The 15,250-nt window shown below is 53.3% G+C and carries 15 protein-coding genes and 1 tRNA gene; 10 read left to right on the top strand and 6 right to left on the bottom strand.

What is annotated here, in order from left to right; translation table 11 throughout:
* Positions 1-157 precede the first annotated feature (157 nt).
* Complete coding sequence (locus tag ACQE3Z_RS08190) at positions 158-697, top strand: lipocalin family protein (protein WP_426973236.1); 540 nt, start codon at positions 158-160, stop codon at positions 695-697.
* Between the two features lie 89 nt (positions 698-786).
* Here ACQE3Z_RS08190 and ACQE3Z_RS08185 read toward each other — a convergent pair whose 3' ends face one another.
* Together ACQE3Z_RS08185 and efp are read right to left on the bottom strand one after the other, a co-directional pair.
* Positions 787-921, bottom strand: a complete 135-nt coding sequence (locus ACQE3Z_RS08185; protein WP_085069835.1) for an entericidin A/B family lipoprotein — start codon at positions 919-921, stop codon at positions 787-789.
* 133 nt (positions 922-1,054) lie between these two features.
* Complete coding sequence (gene efp / locus ACQE3Z_RS08180; protein ID WP_085069833.1) at positions 1,055-1,621, bottom strand: elongation factor P; 567 nt, start codon at positions 1,619-1,621, stop codon at positions 1,055-1,057.
* Positions 1,622-1,661: 40 nt separating this feature from the next.
* Here efp and epmB point away from each other — a divergent pair, with 40 nt between their 5' ends.
* The 3 genes from epmB to ACQE3Z_RS08165 all read left to right on the top strand — a co-directional run bounded on the left by epmB (position 1,662) and on the right by ACQE3Z_RS08165 (position 5,579).
* Positions 1,662-2,690 carry an EF-P beta-lysylation protein EpmB gene (epmB, locus tag ACQE3Z_RS08175; RefSeq protein ID WP_250650983.1) on the top strand — a complete coding sequence of 343 codons (1,029 nt, stop codon included), beginning with the start codon at positions 1,662-1,664 and terminating at the stop codon, positions 2,688-2,690.
* A 437-nt stretch (positions 2,691-3,127) separates the two neighbouring features.
* Positions 3,128-3,556: a DUF1090 domain-containing protein gene (locus ACQE3Z_RS08170; protein ID WP_426973234.1), complete on the top strand. Its 429-nt coding sequence runs from the start codon at positions 3,128-3,130 to the stop codon at positions 3,554-3,556.
* A gap of 70 nt (positions 3,557-3,626) precedes the next feature.
* Complete coding sequence (locus ACQE3Z_RS08165) at positions 3,627-5,579, top strand: fimbria/pilus outer membrane usher protein (RefSeq protein WP_426973232.1); 1,953 nt, start codon at positions 3,627-3,629, stop codon at positions 5,577-5,579.
* A 77-nt stretch (positions 5,580-5,656) separates the two neighbouring features.
* Here the strand turns inward: ACQE3Z_RS08165 and ACQE3Z_RS08160 are convergent, their stop codons facing one another.
* The 4 genes from ACQE3Z_RS08160 to ACQE3Z_RS08145 form a co-directional block, all read right to left on the bottom strand.
* A complete protein-coding gene (locus ACQE3Z_RS08160) occupies positions 5,657-6,004 on the bottom strand; it encodes a DUF4156 domain-containing protein (RefSeq protein WP_085069827.1) in 348 nt (115 codons plus the stop codon).
* 190 nt (positions 6,005-6,194) lie between these two features.
* Positions 6,195-7,841 carry a chaperonin GroEL gene (gene groL, locus ACQE3Z_RS08155; protein ID WP_085069825.1) on the bottom strand — a complete coding sequence of 549 codons (1,647 nt, stop codon included), beginning with the start codon at positions 7,839-7,841 and terminating at the stop codon, positions 6,195-6,197.
* A gap of 46 nt (positions 7,842-7,887) precedes the next feature.
* Complete coding sequence (locus tag ACQE3Z_RS08150; protein ID WP_275555655.1) at positions 7,888-8,181, bottom strand: co-chaperone GroES; 294 nt, start codon at positions 8,179-8,181, stop codon at positions 7,888-7,890.
* A 218-nt stretch (positions 8,182-8,399) separates the two neighbouring features.
* Positions 8,400-8,861, bottom strand: a complete 462-nt coding sequence (locus ACQE3Z_RS08145) for an FxsA family protein (RefSeq protein ID WP_250650987.1) — start codon at positions 8,859-8,861, stop codon at positions 8,400-8,402.
* Positions 8,862-9,247: 386 nt separating this feature from the next.
* Here ACQE3Z_RS08145 and aspA point away from each other — a divergent pair, with 386 nt between their 5' ends.
* The 6 genes from aspA to ACQE3Z_RS08115 all read left to right on the top strand — a co-directional run bounded on the left by aspA (position 9,248) and on the right by ACQE3Z_RS08115 (position 15,093).
* Positions 9,248-10,684 (top strand): aspartate ammonia-lyase, encoded by a 1,437-nt coding sequence (aspA, locus tag ACQE3Z_RS08140; RefSeq protein ID WP_250650988.1) that lies wholly within the window; start codon positions 9,248-9,250, stop codon positions 10,682-10,684.
* Between the two features lie 123 nt (positions 10,685-10,807).
* Positions 10,808-12,109: an anaerobic C4-dicarboxylate transporter gene (locus tag ACQE3Z_RS08135; protein ID WP_426973231.1), complete on the top strand. Its 1,302-nt coding sequence runs from the start codon at positions 10,808-10,810 to the stop codon at positions 12,107-12,109.
* A gap of 106 nt (positions 12,110-12,215) precedes the next feature.
* Positions 12,216-12,539 (top strand): divalent cation tolerance protein CutA, encoded by a 324-nt coding sequence (gene cutA, locus ACQE3Z_RS08130; RefSeq protein WP_426973229.1) that lies wholly within the window; start codon positions 12,216-12,218, stop codon positions 12,537-12,539.
* Positions 12,515-14,254: a protein-disulfide reductase DsbD gene (locus ACQE3Z_RS08125; RefSeq protein WP_426973227.1), complete on the top strand. Its 1,740-nt coding sequence runs from the start codon at positions 12,515-12,517 to the stop codon at positions 14,252-14,254. The genes cutA and ACQE3Z_RS08125 overlap by 25 nt, the downstream gene beginning before the upstream one ends.
* Before the next feature lie 75 nt (positions 14,255-14,329).
* Positions 14,330-14,908: a division control transcriptional repressor DicD gene (gene dicD, locus ACQE3Z_RS08120; RefSeq protein WP_426973225.1), complete on the top strand. Its 579-nt coding sequence runs from the start codon at positions 14,330-14,332 to the stop codon at positions 14,906-14,908.
* Between the two features lie 109 nt (positions 14,909-15,017).
* A tRNA-Phe gene (locus tag ACQE3Z_RS08115) sits at positions 15,018-15,093 on the top strand.
* Positions 15,094-15,250: the final 157 nt, after the last annotated feature.

The following is a 15,250-nucleotide window of genomic DNA, read 5'->3' as shown; positions in this document are numbered from 1 at the left end:
TATCGGCGCAGAAACAGATGGCTTTAACGGGTTTACACAGGCTTACCGCCAGGCATCGCGCGGCTTTTTTGCAGATCCACTGATTTTTTTTGAGTTAACGGCGCGTCACGTTTTGACGTCCTATACTTAAGCCGTTAAAACTTATCAGGAAAGCATTATGTCATTGTGGAAAAGCTTTATTGCCAGCGTAGGTGCCCTGCTCTCGGTCGCCTGCAGTACGACGCCGCCCAAAAATGTCACGGTAGTGGAGAACTTTGAGGCCGATCGCTATCTGGGACATTGGTATGAAATTGCCCGTCTCGATCACCGCTTCGAACGCGGGCTTGATCACGTCACTGCCACTTACAGCAAACGGGACGATGGCGGTCTGAAGGTCATTAATCGCGGTTACAGCCCTGAAAAGCAGCGCTGGAAAGAGAGCATCGGAAAAGCTTACTTTACCGGTTCGCCGCAGCGTGCGGCACTCAAAGTCTCTTTCTTTGGCCCGTTTTATGCTGGTTATAACGTGATTGCGCTCGACAGCGACTATCGCTATGCGCTGGTCTGCGGGCCGAACCATAATTATCTGTGGATCCTGTCGCGAACTCCGCAACTGGATGAGTCCATTAAACAGCAGCTCACCGCACAGGCGCGCACGGCCGGTTTCCCGGTGGATAAGCTGATATGGGTAAAACAGGACGGCGTGACGGCACCGTAAACGGGTAATTAAAGCAGAGTGGTGAGCGAGTATTAACAGTGCGGGCAGGCTAAAATGCCGGTACGGAACAGCGTTCCGCACCGTTCAATTTACTGGGCGCCGCGCTGAATCGCCTCACCGCCAGCTTCAACATCTTCGCCTACGCCGCGCGTAGTATTACAAGCGGAGAGCAGAGTAGTAAGAATCAGAGCGGAAAAGATAGCAACAATACTTTTCTTAGACATAGCCATTTCCTTGTTGGTTACAGTTGAAAGTACAGCAAATAAAGCATAGCCGGAAATTAACAGCTTGCCCGTAACCGCAAAGGAAATGACTCGCAATAAAAAAGCGCATCCGGGAGATGCGCCTGATAAAAGCTTATTTTACGCGAGATACGTATTCGCCAGAGCGCGTATCGACTTTGATCACTTCGCCGATCTGCACAAATAACGGAACTTTCACCACCGCGCCGGTGGTCAGGGTGGCCGGTTTGCCGCCAGTACCTGCGGTATCGCCTTTCAGGCCCGGATCGGTATCAACGATTTCCAGCTCAACAAAGTTCGGCGGCGTAACGGCAATCGGGCTACCGTTCCACAGGGTCACGATGCACTCGGCCTGATCCAGCAGCCATTTCGCATTTTCACCTACGGCTTTCGCATCAGCAGCCAGCTGTTCGAAGGTTTCATTGTTCATGAAGTGCCAGAACTCACCGTCGTTATAGAGGTAAGTCAGGTTCATATCCACCACGTCAGCGCCTTCGGCGGAGTCGGTAGATTTAAAAGTTTTTTCGATCAGCTTGCCGGTCAGCAGACGACGCATCTTAACGCGTGCGAACGCCTGGCCTTTGCCCGGTTTAACAAACTCACTGGATTCGATAGCGTAAGGTTCGCCTTCGAACATGATTTTGAGACCGTTGCGAAAATCGTTGCTAGAATAAGTCGCCATAAAGGCCCTCTACAATTAATACTGGTACTTAGCCAAAAAAATGGCACACATTGTAACCCTAAATACCCCATCCAGAGAAGATTGGTTGCAACAACTTGCAGACGTCATCACTGAACCCCATGAATTACTACGCTTTTTAGCGTTGGATCACCATCCACATCTGGCTGCCGGAGAGGATGCGCGTCGGCTTTTTGCCCTGCGCGTGCCGCGTGCCTTTGCGCAACGCATGAAAAAAGGCGATCCCAACGATCCCCTGCTGCTGCAGGTGATCACCGATCGCCAGGAGTTTATTGATGCGCCCGGCTACAGTACCGATCCGCTGGATGAGCAGAGCAGCGTTGTGCCTGGGCTGCTGCATAAATACAGAAATCGGGCGCTGCTGCTGGTAAAAGGCGGCTGTGCGGTGAACTGCCGCTACTGCTTCCGTCGTCATTTTCCCTATCAGGATAATCAGGGCAACAAGCGCAACTGGCAGCGCGCGCTGGACTATATCCGCGATCATCAGGAGCTGGATGAGATCATTTTCTCCGGCGGCGATCCCCTGATGGCAAAGGATCATGAGCTGGACTGGCTGATCGGCGAACTGGAAGCGATCCCGCATTTAAAGCGTCTGCGTATTCACAGCCGTTTGCCGGTAGTGATCCCGGCGCGGATCACAGAGAGTTTGTGCCAGCGTCTGGCAAGCTCGCGTCTGCAGGTGCTTATGGTGACCCATATCAACCATGCGCAGGAGATTGATGACGCGCTACGCCACGGTATCGCCATGCTGAAGCGCGCTGGCGTAACCATGCTTAATCAAAGCGTCTTACTGCGCGGCATCAATGATGACGCACACACGCTGGCGGCGCTCAGCAATGCGCTGTTTGATGCTGGCGTACTGCCTTATTACCTGCACGTGCTGGATAAAGTGCAGGGCGCAGCGCATTTCTATGTTCCGGACGAGACGGCCCGCGCCATCATGCGACAGCTGCTGGCGCTGGTCTCCGGTTATCTGGTGCCGAAACTGGCGCGGGAAATCGGTGGCGAGCCAAGCAAAACACCGCTCGATTTACAGCTCAGACAATCCTGACTGGACGTCCGGTAATGATCTTATTACCGGACAATATTTTCCCTGACCAAAATTATGCCAATGCCGGCTTCATTTTTTAAGAAACAGAAAATTCATTTAACACTATTTTTCTCACTTATTAAATAAGCTACAAAATATTATTTATTTTAAGTATTTTCTGTTACCAACAATCGCTAAAGCTCATTCAAATAACCCATAACGAAAATTAAATAGCCAGCACAGCTGTTTTTGCCCGACAATAGTCTGGCCTTTCCCTTCCAGAGATAAATAATCTTTGCCGATAATCATGTAAATAGCGCCAGATGTTCAGGGTAAACGCTGTGATTCGGGAAGAGAAAGCATTGCCGGATTTTACCTTTTTTATTTACCGTTTACTCCACTGCTGTTGGTAAATATAAAGAAAAAGTTCGGATAATATTTTTTTACAAGGAGTTACGATGAAAAAGCTTGCGCTATTTTCCGCCATTATTTTCACCGGCATAGCTAATATCGCCCATGCCAGTAACAGTGACTGTGCAACTAAGCGCGCCGTACTGGAAAGAGAGATCGAAATTGCCCAGCATCATGGCAATATCCATAAAGTTAACGGCCTGAAACAGGCGCTGGCAGAAGTTAAAGCCCACTGTACCCATGACAGGGTTATCGCCAGTGCGCAAAAGGATGTTGCCAAACTGGAGAAAAAGCGGGCTAAAAAACAGGATGAACTGCGAGAAGTACAGGCGGATTTACATGAAGCGCAGGCATCAGGCCGACAGGATAAGGTAAAAAAATATCAGCGCAAGCTAAAAGAAAAACAGGCCGACCTGCGGGAAATTGAGCAAGAACTGGCACAGGCCCGTGCTGAACTGGCTGCCCTGAGGAAATAACCTTACTGCTTTGATAAACGGAAGCGCCCTGCTTCCGTTTTCTGACCGCCCTCCCTCTGTGATGAAATTTTTGCCATTAATTTTGCTGTTCGGTATAGCGTTTGGCCAGCAGGGCAATGCCAGTCTGCCGGTACCGGTAATAGTAAATGACAACCATCAGCCAGAAGCCAGGCTGCTAACGCGGGTTATTCCTGAAAACACCATGTCTCCACGGCAGAGCAGGGTCAGCTTCAGCCGCTGGGATGATGGCATTAACGCATTTTTCATTGATTATCGCGCCCGGCTGGCCCATCTTCAGAGCGGACGTTGCTGTACTGTCTCCGGCGCTGAGCTGGAAATAGAACTTGATAACGGCCTTAATTACGGTCCGTGGCGACTGCGTTATCAAAATACCCTCTGGCGGGGCCCCACCGGCCAACATGGCATATATACCCGCTCGGCCACCCTTTGGCGCAGTATTACTTCCTGGCGAGCAGAACTGCTGGCAGGCGATAGTGAAACAACCCACACCTTGTTTGATTCTCTTCCTTTTCGCGGCATAACCCTGGCGACCAGTGAGGCGATGTTTCCCGACAGATGGCGTCCTTATTCTCCCTGGATAAAGGGTTACGCTAAAAATCATGCTGAAGTAACCCTTAGCCAGAATGGCCTGATCCTGTACCGGCGGCGCGTTCCGCCTGGCTCCTTTGTTATTCAGGATTTTTACCCCTCCACCCGTGATGGAACGCTGGTGCTTACGGTAAAAGAGAGCGACGGCAGCGAATCAAACCGTTATCTGCCCTGGACTGATATGCCCGCTCTGGTTCAACAGAACCATAGCAGTTATGAACTGGTGGCCGGACAATACCGGCCATGGCGAGGCAGTGCGCTGCCGCGCCCTGTTTTTGTTCAGGCCAGCCTGGCGCGGGGAGTAGCCTCAGATATCACACTCTATGCCGGTGTACAACATAGTGAAAGATATGCCAGCTATCTCGCAGGCGCAGGTGTTAATTTGCACAGACTGGGCGCATTTTCAACCGATGTCACCTGGGCACGCTATCGTTCCTCCGCGCAAAGCCAGGAGGGCAGCGTCTGGCGTTTACGCTACGCTAAAGCGTTTTTTGACAGCGCCACCAGCTTTAATGCCCTGTTTCGTTATTATCCATCCGGCCAGCAGTATCGTTCGCTGGAAGAAAAGATTACCTACGTCGGAGAAGAGCGCGCCTGGTGGAGTGATGACCTCCCGTATCGTTTGCTGACGCAGGAATTTTGGATCAACCGCTATCTAGACGAAGATCAGAGCCTGAGCTTACGCTATACCCAACAAACCTGGCGGCGGCTGGCGGGAGAGCGACGCGAGCTGTCACTGAGCTACCTGCTGACGCGGGATAATTTCGATATCAGTTTGTGGCTGGGTCACAGCCGTGAGCGATACAGCCGCAGTGAAACCACGCTGGGATTAACCTTTAGCCTGTCGCTGCCAGCGCTCCCCGGTGGCAGTTCGCCCAGTCTGAGTTACAGCCATAATCGTAGCCGGGGTTCGCTATCCAGTCAGGAGATTGGCCTGAGTGGCGCGATGTTTCCTGATTACAGCCTGCGTTACCAGCTAACTGCGATGCACTTTGCGCGCAACGCCAGCCGGTATGATGCTTCTCTGGGTTACCAGTACAATGCAGGAGAAAGCACCTTGCGCTTTGTGCAGGATAATCAGGCCAGCGAATATCATCTTGATATTAGCGGTTCGGTTTTACTGCATTCAGAGGGTGTGACCTTCGGTCAGGCAATGAGCGATACCATGGCGCTTATCGTGGTGCCGAATTCTCCGGGAATCGGTAACTATCAACAATTCGGCGTAACCACTAACGCCAAAGGTGAAGCGCTGGTGGGTTATCTGGTGCCCTGGCGCGCTAACCCGTTAGTGCTGAACAGTTGGCAGCTACCGGACAATGTCTCTTTACCTGAAACGGAATACAGCGTGATGCCGAGCAAAGGCGCAATTGTAAAGGCGGTTTTTTTACCGGCGGAGAGAGGTGAAGGGAGATAAGTTTATAACAGCGTTAAGCCGGAAATATCACAACAGGCACCGGCATAACGCTACAGATTATGGCTGGTAAAAAAGGCTTACGGGCACTTATAGACCTGGCCGGTCATTTTGCTATCGAGCGGAGCGAAGCTGGACCAGATATTTTGCGTAGGACTGGTTGCGCCATAAATCACATTGCCGCCCATCTCCGCCGCCCGGTTGCGTAGATCATTTGCCGCGCCGCGCAGAGAACTGTTTTCACCACCAGCGCCGCTCAGCCAGTTGCTCTGGCTACCGGTAAGCTCACCCAGGAGCTGGCAGGTACTGCCCGGTTGCTGATCGGTAAAGGTGACGCGCTGGCCAGCCGCACTTAGATCTTTGGAGGTGCTACAACCCGCCAGCAGCAACGCTGCTGCAGAAAGCCCCAGCAAGACTTTAATCCGCATGTGATTCCTCATTTATTATCGTCAGTATCCGGTCTGAGCGTATCAGAAAAGAGAGCGTTTTCTTAAACATCCCTTGCCACAAACGTTCAGTATAAACCTGCGCGTTTACTTATACCTTTTTCAGCGGCAAAAGAAAAACCCCCTGCCATTTCTGACAGGGGGTTAAGACAATCTAAGCCGTTGGGGGCAATTACATCATGCCGCCCATACCGCCCATGCCGCCCATACCACCAGCAGCACCTAAGTCGCCTTTGTCGTCTTTCGGCAGGTCAGTCACCATACATTCGGTGGTGATCATCAGACCAGCGACAGAAGCCGCGTACTGCAGCGCAGAACGGGTTACTTTGGTCGGATCCAGGATACCGAAGTCGATCATGTTGCCGTACTCTTCGGTAGCCGCGTTGTAACCGTAGTTACCGTCGCCAGCTTTAACCATGTTAGCCACAACGGACGGCTCTTCACCGGCGTTTGAAACGATCTGACGCAGCGGAGCTTCCATTGCGCGCAGCGCAACTTTGATACCCACGTTCTGGTCTTCGTTCTGGCCAGTCAGCTCAGACAGTTTCGCTGCAACGCGAACCAGAGCAACACCACCGCCAGCTACCACGCCTTCTTCCACCGCAGCACGGGTCGCGTGCAGGGCGTCTTCAACGCGTGCTTTTTTCTCTTTCATTTCAACTTCAGTTGCTGCGCCAACTTTCAGTACGGCTACGCCGCCTGCCAGTTTCGCTACGCGCTCCTGCAGTTTTTCTTTATCGTAGTCAGAGGTTGCTTCTTCGATCTGCTGACGGATCTGAGAAACGCGGCCCTGGATAGCGCCTTCTTCACCCACGCCATCGATGATGGTGGTGGTGTCTTTGTTGATCACAACGCGTTTAGCCTGACCCAGGTCTTCCAGCGTTGCTTTTTCCAGCTCCATACCGATCTCTTCAGAGATAACGGTACCGCCGGTCAGGATAGCGATATCCTGCAGCATCGCCTTACGACGGTCGCCGAAGCCCGGCGCTTTCACCGCAGCTACTTTCACGATGCCGCGCATGGTGTTCACTACCAGGGTAGCCAGCGCTTCGCCTTCAACGTCTTCAGCAACGATCAGCAGCGGCTTGCTGGCTTTCGCTACTGCTTCCAGTACCGGCAGCAGTTCACGAATGTTAGAGACTTTCTTATCAACCAGCAGGATGAACGGGCTGTCCAGTTCTACTGCGCCAGTTTCCGGCTTGTTGATGAAGTAAGGAGAGAGGTAGCCGCGATCGAACTGCATACCTTCAACCACGTCCAACTCGTCCTGCAGACCGGTGCCTTCTTCAACGGTGATAACGCCTTCTTTACCCACTTTTTCCATTGCCTGAGCAATCAGGGTACCGACAGACTCATCGGAGTTAGCGGAGATGGTACCAACCTGAGCGATGGCTTTAGAGTCAGAGCAAGGTACGGACAGCGCTTTCAGCTCTTCCACAGCGGCGATAACGGCTTTATCGATACCGCGTTTCAGGTCCATCGGGTTCATGCCCGCAGCAACAGCTTTCAGGCCTTCGTTAACGATAGACTGAGCCAGTACGGTTGCGGTGGTGGTACCGTCGCCTGCGGTGTCATTTGCTTTAGAGGCGACTTCTTTCACCATCTGCGCGCCCATATTCTCGAACTTGTCTTCCAGTTCGATTTCACGTGCAACGGAGACGCCATCTTTGGTGATGGTCGGCGAACCGAAAGATTTATCCAGCACTACGTTACGGCCTTTCGGGCCCAGGGTAACTTTAACTGCGTCTGCCAGGATGTTCACGCCGCGCAGCATTTTTACACGCGCGTCATTACCGAATTTTACGTCTTTAGCTGCCATTTGAAATTTCCCTTAAATTCGTATGTTCGATGTGGTTTTTGCCTAATCAGGCTTCAACGATTGCCAGAATGTCGCTTTCAGAGATGATCAACACCTCTTCGTTATCGATCTTCTCGGTTTTCGCGCCGTAACCTTCGTTAAAAATCACAACGTCGCCCACTTTCACATCCAGCGGCTTCACGCTGCCGTTTTCCAGGATGCGACCATTGCCCACAGCCAACACTTCGCCACGGGTAGATTTAGCCGCAGCGGAGCCGGTCAGAACGATGCCGCCAGCAGATTTGGATTCAACTTCTTTACGCTTGACGATTACGCGATCGTGCAATGGACGAATGTTCATTTGATAGCTCTCCTTTGAGAAGTCCAATCAGTCATTTTAGGGATGAATGCCGGGCTTATGGGCTTCCGGCCTCGTGGCTCAAGAGATAGGGACAGCCGTTATCGCTTTCAAGGGGCAACACAAAAAAAATTTTTGTTTGGGATCAATTTGCCGACCCGGCTAAGCGGCTGCAGAAAAAAACATGGCGGCTCATTGCCGCCATGTTCAGAGTGAAAATTTTAACGATCCTGATGATCTTTATCGTGGCCAATACGATCGCTGTCTTTACGCTCGTATTCGCCTTCCATGGTGTAGCCGCTGTCCGGGCCAGCCCCTGGCCCGCGCCAGACGCGCAGGTGCGGCATCAGCTTCAGGGTCAGATGTTTTTGTACCGGCGGCAGCAGTAACAGCAGGCCAAGGAAGTCGGTAAAAAATCCCGGCAGCAGCAGCAGGAAACCAGCAATAATCAGCGAAACGCTTTTGATCATCTCTTCCGCCGGGCTTTCTCCCTGCGCCAGCTTCTGCTGCATCAGCAGAAAGTTCTTCACGCCCTGATTTTTTACCAGCGACACGCCGATGGCGGAGGTAAAGATCACCAGCAGCATCGTCAGTAAAACGCCCATTACGTGCGCCACCTGAATAAACAGGGTGATCTCAATCCAGGCGAATAAAAACAGTATTAGTAACGGTAACCAGCGCACCGTATTCTCCTTTAGTCGGGCTGCCACGCCTGCGGCGCAGCGGCGATATTCTTTAGTTCAAACGCGATCAACCTGCGTTGTCGCGTTAACGTCATAGCAAACTATGGCGCAGATAAGCTACAGAGATGGGTGCGCGCACGTTAATTTTCAACCAGGGTGCTGGATTTTTCCCACCTGCGGCGATTTTGGGATTATGATCACAGCCTAAAGCTGGCTCTGCGTCAGCTTTTCTTCGAATCGCGATCTGGACTCAGATATTTGTGTCGCTTAAGCCTATGATCGTGCGGCCAGGCCGATAAGGGACAATTTATCTGCCGGGCTTAATCCGACACGATAACCACATCACCTGTAATGATGTAACCGGTAGCTCTAACAAGAAGGTTCCCATGGCAAATAACATTCGTATCGAAGAAGACCTGCTAGGCATGCGTGAAGTTCCGGCGGATGCGTATTACGGCGTTCATACTTTGCGTGCGATTGAGAATTTCTGTATCAGCAGCCATAAAATCAGCGACATTCCTGAGTTTGTGCGCGGCATGGTAATGGTGAAGAAAGCGGCAGCGCTGGCCAATAAAGAGCTGCAGACCATCCCTCGTCATATTGCCAATACCATTATCCAGGCGTGTGATGAGGTATTGAATAACGGCAAATGCATGGACCAGTTCCCGGTTGATGTCTATCAGGGGGGCGCAGGCACCTCGGTAAATATGAACACCAATGAGGTGTTGGCTAATATCGGGCTTGAACTGATGGGGCACCAGAAAGGGGAATATCAGTTTCTGAACCCGAATGACCATGTCAATAAATGCCAGTCCACCAACGACGCTTATCCTACCGGCTTTCGTATCGCGGTTTACGCCTCCATTCTGAAACTGCTGGATGCGATCGCCCAGTTGGGCGATGGTTTTGAGCGTAAAGCCATCGAGTTTGAAACGATTCTGAAGATGGGTCGCACGCAGCTACAGGATGCCGTGCCGATGACGTTGGGCCAGGAATTCCACGCCTTTAACGTCCTGCTGAAAGAAGAGATTAAAAACATTACCCGAACCGCCGAGCTGCTGCTGGAGGTTAACCTTGGCGCTACGGCCATCGGCACGCGTCTGAATACGCCGGAGGGCTATCAGCAACTGGCGGTAGAAAAACTGGCCGAGGTCACCAACCTGCCGGTTACGCCTGCTGAAGATCTGATCGAAGCAACGTCCGACTGCGGCGCCTATGTGATGGTGCATTCCGCGTTGAAACGCCTGGCGGTCAAGCTGTCGAAAATCTGCAACGATTTACGTCTGCTCTCTTCGGGTCCGCGCGCCGGCCTGAACGAAATCAACCTGCCGGAGCTGCAGGCAGGTTCTTCTATTATGCCAGCCAAAGTGAACCCAGTGGTGCCGGAAGTAGTAAACCAGGTTTGCTTTAAAGTGATCGGCAATGACACTACCGTGACCATGGCCTCCGAGGCAGGCCAGCTTCAGCTTAACGTGATGGAACCGGTAATCGGCCAGGCGATGTTTGAATCTATTCAGATCCTGACCAATGCCTGCTATAACCTGCTGGAAAAATGCGTTGACGGCATTACCGCCAATAAAGCGGTTTGTGAAGCGTACGTGTTTAACTCTATCGGTATCGTGACCTATCTCAACCCTTACATTGGTCACCATAACGGTGATATTGTCGGAAAAATCTGTGCTGAAACCGGCAAAAGCGTCAGAGACGTGGTGCTGGAGCGCGGTCTGCTGACCGAAGCCGAACTGGACGATATCTTTTCCGTTCCTAACCTGATGCGTCCTGTTTATAAAGCAAAACGCTATACCGATGAAAATGAAAATTAAGCCCGACTCTTAACGCATTGCAGGCACGTCTGTTCGCTGAACAACGTGCCTTTTTTATTGCCGCAGCATACAAATTTTTAACTTCTTTTTATTATTTTTATCATCTTTATAAGGGGTCATATTATGGTGGGAGTAGAGCTGGTTATCGTCCTGCTGGCAATCTATTTGGGTGCCAGGCTGGGGGGTATCGGCATCGGCTTTGCAGGCGGTCTGGGCGTGCTGGTATTGACGCTATTGTGCCAAATGAAGCCGGGGGCCATTCCTTTCGATGTTATCGAAATTATTATGGCCGTGATTTCCGCTATTGCCGCTATGCAGGTGGCGGGCGGTATGGATTACCTGGTGAGCCTTGCTGAGCGGCTTCTGCGTAAGCATCCCCGCTACGTTACTTTCCTCGCGCCGCTGGTGACCTATTGTATGACGCTGCTGGCAGGCACCGGCCATACTGCGTTCTCTACGCTGCCGGTTATTGCCGAAGTCGCCAAAGAGCAAGGCGTGCGTCCGTCACGCCCGCTATCTATCGCTGTTGTCGCGTCGCAGATTGCCATTACCGCCTCACCGATCTCTGCCGCCGTGGTCTATTTCGCCGGGATTCTTGAGCCGCGCGGTATCGGCTATCTGGCGCTGTTGGGCGTGGCAATTCCTTCTACCATGGCGGCGATTTTCGTGGCGGCGCTGGTAACGAACTTTCTCGGCAAAGAGTTGCAGGACGATCCAATTTACCAGGCGCGTCTGGCAAAAGGGGAAGTGACGCTGCGCGGCTCGCAGGTTTTCGAAGAGAAGCCGGGCGCAAAACGCTCGGTGCTGCTGTTTCTGATCGGTATTGTGGCCGTCATGCTTTATGCCACCGCAATCAGCGAAAATGTCGGTCTGATCCAGAATCCGCTGCTGCCGCGCAACGAAGCGATTGTGGTGTTTATGCTGACCATCGCCACGCTGATTTGCCTGAGCTGTAAAGTGGATACCAGCGCTATCCTCAGCGCCAGCACATTTAAATCGGGCATGAGCGCCTGTATCTGTGTGATGGGGGTCGCCTGGCTGGGGGATACCTTTGTAAAAGGGCATATCAATGATATTCAGATGCTGGCCGGAGAGCTGCTGAATAATCATCCGTGGATGCTGGCGCTGGTGCTGTTTTTTGCTTCCACCCTGCTCTATTCCCAGGCGGCAACCACGAAAGCACTGATGCCTGCTGCGCTGATGCTGGGCGTCTCACCGATCACTGCCGTGGCCTCTTTCGCTGCCGTTTCCGCGCTGTTTGTGTTGCCTACCTACCCAACGCTGCTGGCTGCGGTTGAGATGGATGACACCGGCTCCACGCGCATCGGCAAGTTTGTTTTTAACCACTCGTTTCTGATCCCCGGCACGCTCGCGATTGTGCTGTCGGTGGCGTTTGGTTTTCTGTTCGGACAGCTGTTTTCGTAGCATCCCCGGTAACCCGGTGCACGCCGGGTTACCTCTGCTTACCGCCAGTCAAAAATATCCGCATCGGCCCGTGCTATGATTGCACTTTTAGTCTCAGGAGCGAGCCATGACTTTATCTACCGCCGTCATTGTTCTTTGTACCGCCCCCGACAGCGCCACCGCCCAACAGCTGGCTGATAAAGCGCTCTCGGCGCGGCTGGCTGGCTGCGTAACCGTTTTACCAGGCGCGACCTCTTATTATGTCTGGCAGGGGCAGCGCGAAAGCGCCAGCGAAGTGCAGATGCTGCTTAAAAGCGATGTCACTCATCAGCAGGCGCTAATCGAATTGCTGAAAGCGGAACATCCCTACGATACGCCCGAACTACTGGTGCTGCCGGTACAACATGGAGAGAGTGATTACCTGTCATGGCTCAGCGCATCGCTTCGATAATATTATTATTCATTAGCGCCATTCTTTGTTTGCCCGCGCAAGCCGGGCTGTTTGATAAAGGTTCACAAAGCGGCTTTGTGCCGGTTAATGAGGCCTTCTCCTTTGATTTTAGTCAGCAGGGCGATCGTTTAACGCTGCGCTGGCAGGTCAAACCCGGCTATTACCTCTACCGCCAGCAAATCAGCCTGACCGCTAAGCAGGCGAAGCTGGCTCCGCTGCAGTTGCCGACAGGCCAGCCGCATGAGGATGAGTTTTACGACAAGAGTGAAATCTATCCGCAGGATCTCACCATCCCGGTAACCATTGCGGAAGCTGGCGATAATGCCAGTGTGACGCTGCGCTATCAGGGCTGCGCCGCAGCGGGCTTTTGCTATCCGCCGGAAACGCGTGAAATCCCGCTGTCGGCGGTCGCGGCGGCATTCACGAAGCCAGCCCCCGCTTTCGACGCTGCAGCGCCGGTTACCTCTTCCGCCGCCAAGAAGCCGCTAACGGAGAGCACGCCGCTGCCCTTCTCACCCTTGTGGGCATTGCTGATTGGTATCGGCGTTGCCTTCACGCCCTGCGTATTGCCAATGTATCCATTGATTTCCGGCATCATTCTTGGCGGCAACCGTCAGCTATCGAGCGGCCGCCTGCTGGCGCTGTCTATGGTCTACGTACAGGGCATGGCGCTGACCTATACGCTGTTGGGCGTGGTGGTTGCCGCCGCAGGCTTACGCTTTCAGGCGGCGCTGCAGCATCCGTATGTGCTGATCGCGCTCTCGCTGCTGTTTGTGCTGCTGGCGTTATCAATGTTCGGCCTCTTTACTCTGCAGCTGCCTGCCAGCCTGCAAACGCGACTGACGCTCTGGAGCAACCGTCAACGCGGTGGTTCGCTGCCCGGCGTATTTTTGATGGGCGCGCTGGCGGGCTTGATTTGTTCCCCCTGCACCACCGCGCCGCTCAGCGCCATCCTGCTTTATATTGCCCAAAGCGGCAATATGTTGGCGGGCGCTGGCACGCTGTGGCTGTACGCTTTTGGCATGGGCCTGCCGCTGATTGCCGTTACGCTGTTTGGCAATCGCCTGCTGCCGAAAAGCGGCCCGTGGATGCAGACGGTTAAAGAAGGATTTGGCTTTGTGATTCTGGCACTGCCGGTGTTTCTGCTGGAGCGTATCCTTGGCGATAGCTGGGGGCTGCGGCTCTGGAGCCTGCTGGCAGTCAGCTTTTTTGCCTGGGCCTTTATTATCAGCCTGCAGGCGCGGCGTGGCTGGTTACGCGTGGCGCAGGTACTGCTGCTGGCGGCGGCGCTGGTCAGCGCACAGCCTTTGCAGCAGTGGGCCTTCGGCACGCAGACGTCTGCCGCTGCGCATACGGAGTTGAACTTCACTCGCGTGAGCAGCGTCGCGCAGCTGGATGCCCGGCTACAGCAGGCGCACGGCAAAATAACCATGCTGGATTTCTATGCCGACTGGTGCGTTGCCTGCAAAGAGTTCAGCAAATATACCTTCAGCGATGCCGGAGTGCGGCAGGCGTTGATGTCGATGGTGCTGCTGCAGGCGGATGTCACTGCCAACAGCCAGCAGGATAGCGCGCTGTTGCAGCATTTACAGGTGCTGGGGCTGCCCACTATTCTGTTTTTTGATGCACAGGGCAAAGAGATCCCTGGCTCGCGTATAACAGGTTATCTGAACGCCGCCGCGTTTCAGGCGCATTTGCAGAAACTGGCGCGGTAAACGACACTGGAGTCTGGTTCAATGAACGTGACTGCCGATTTACCGACAGAAAAACGCTTACAGGAGAGGTTTTACGTGCAACGTGAACAGGTACTCGACCACGCACTAAACGTACTGGAACAAAATGGTCTTGCGGGCACCGTCTCGCTGGAGGAGCTGGCTGGTCAGGTTGCGGTCCCTTATGATCAACTAAAACGTTTCTGGCCCGACCGTGAGGCGTTGCTGTATGACGCGTTGCGCTATCATGGTCAACAGATCGATAGCTGGCGTCGTCAGCTCCTGCTGGATGACACCCTCAGCGCCGAGGAGAAACTGCTGGCACGTTATAAAGTGCTGGAAGAATCCGTCGGCAATGGTCGCTTTCCGGGCTGTTTGTTTATTGCCGCCTGTAGTTTTTACCCGCAGGCCGATCACCCGGTGCATCAGCTGGCCGAGCAGCAAAAACGCGCCTCCTGGCAATACACCCATGAGCTGTTAACAATGCTGGGCACGGATAATCCAACGCTGATAGCCGATCAGATGGAGCTGGTGCTGGAAGGCTGTCTGAGCAAGCTGCTGGTGAAACGCAATCAGCAGGATGTGGCTATTGCTCGTCAGCTGGCGGAAGATGTATTGCATATCGCGCTTTGTCGTCGAAACGGCGCGCTAACCTGACAATTTTTCGTCACTCTGCGCGAAAAGCAGGCGATCGGCCGCATTTTCGTAACTTTTTCACAGAAAGCCGTTGACCCCTGTTAGCCTTTACGGTTTAATGCGCCCCGTTGCCCGGATAGCTCAGTCGGTAGAGCAGGGGATTGAAAATCCCCGTGTCCTTGGTTCGATTCCGAGTCCGGGCACCACTATTTAAAGAACCCGCCCACAAGGCGGGTTTTTGCTTTCCTGCGTACGGACTCTTCATCGAACGCATTCGATTATTCGCCCTCTCCTGAGGCTGATCCTACAGGGCCAGCGCAAGCGCTGTGTCAGCAGGAAGGCAAGTCCCGGACCATGTTTATC

This window comes from Pantoea sp. FN0307 (genome assembly GCF_050113815.1).
GTDB lineage: Bacteria > Pseudomonadota > Gammaproteobacteria > Enterobacterales > Enterobacteriaceae > Mixta > Mixta alhagi.
The sequence above is the reverse complement of the archived record's forward strand: the minus strand, read 5'-3'. Positions and strand labels throughout refer to the sequence as shown.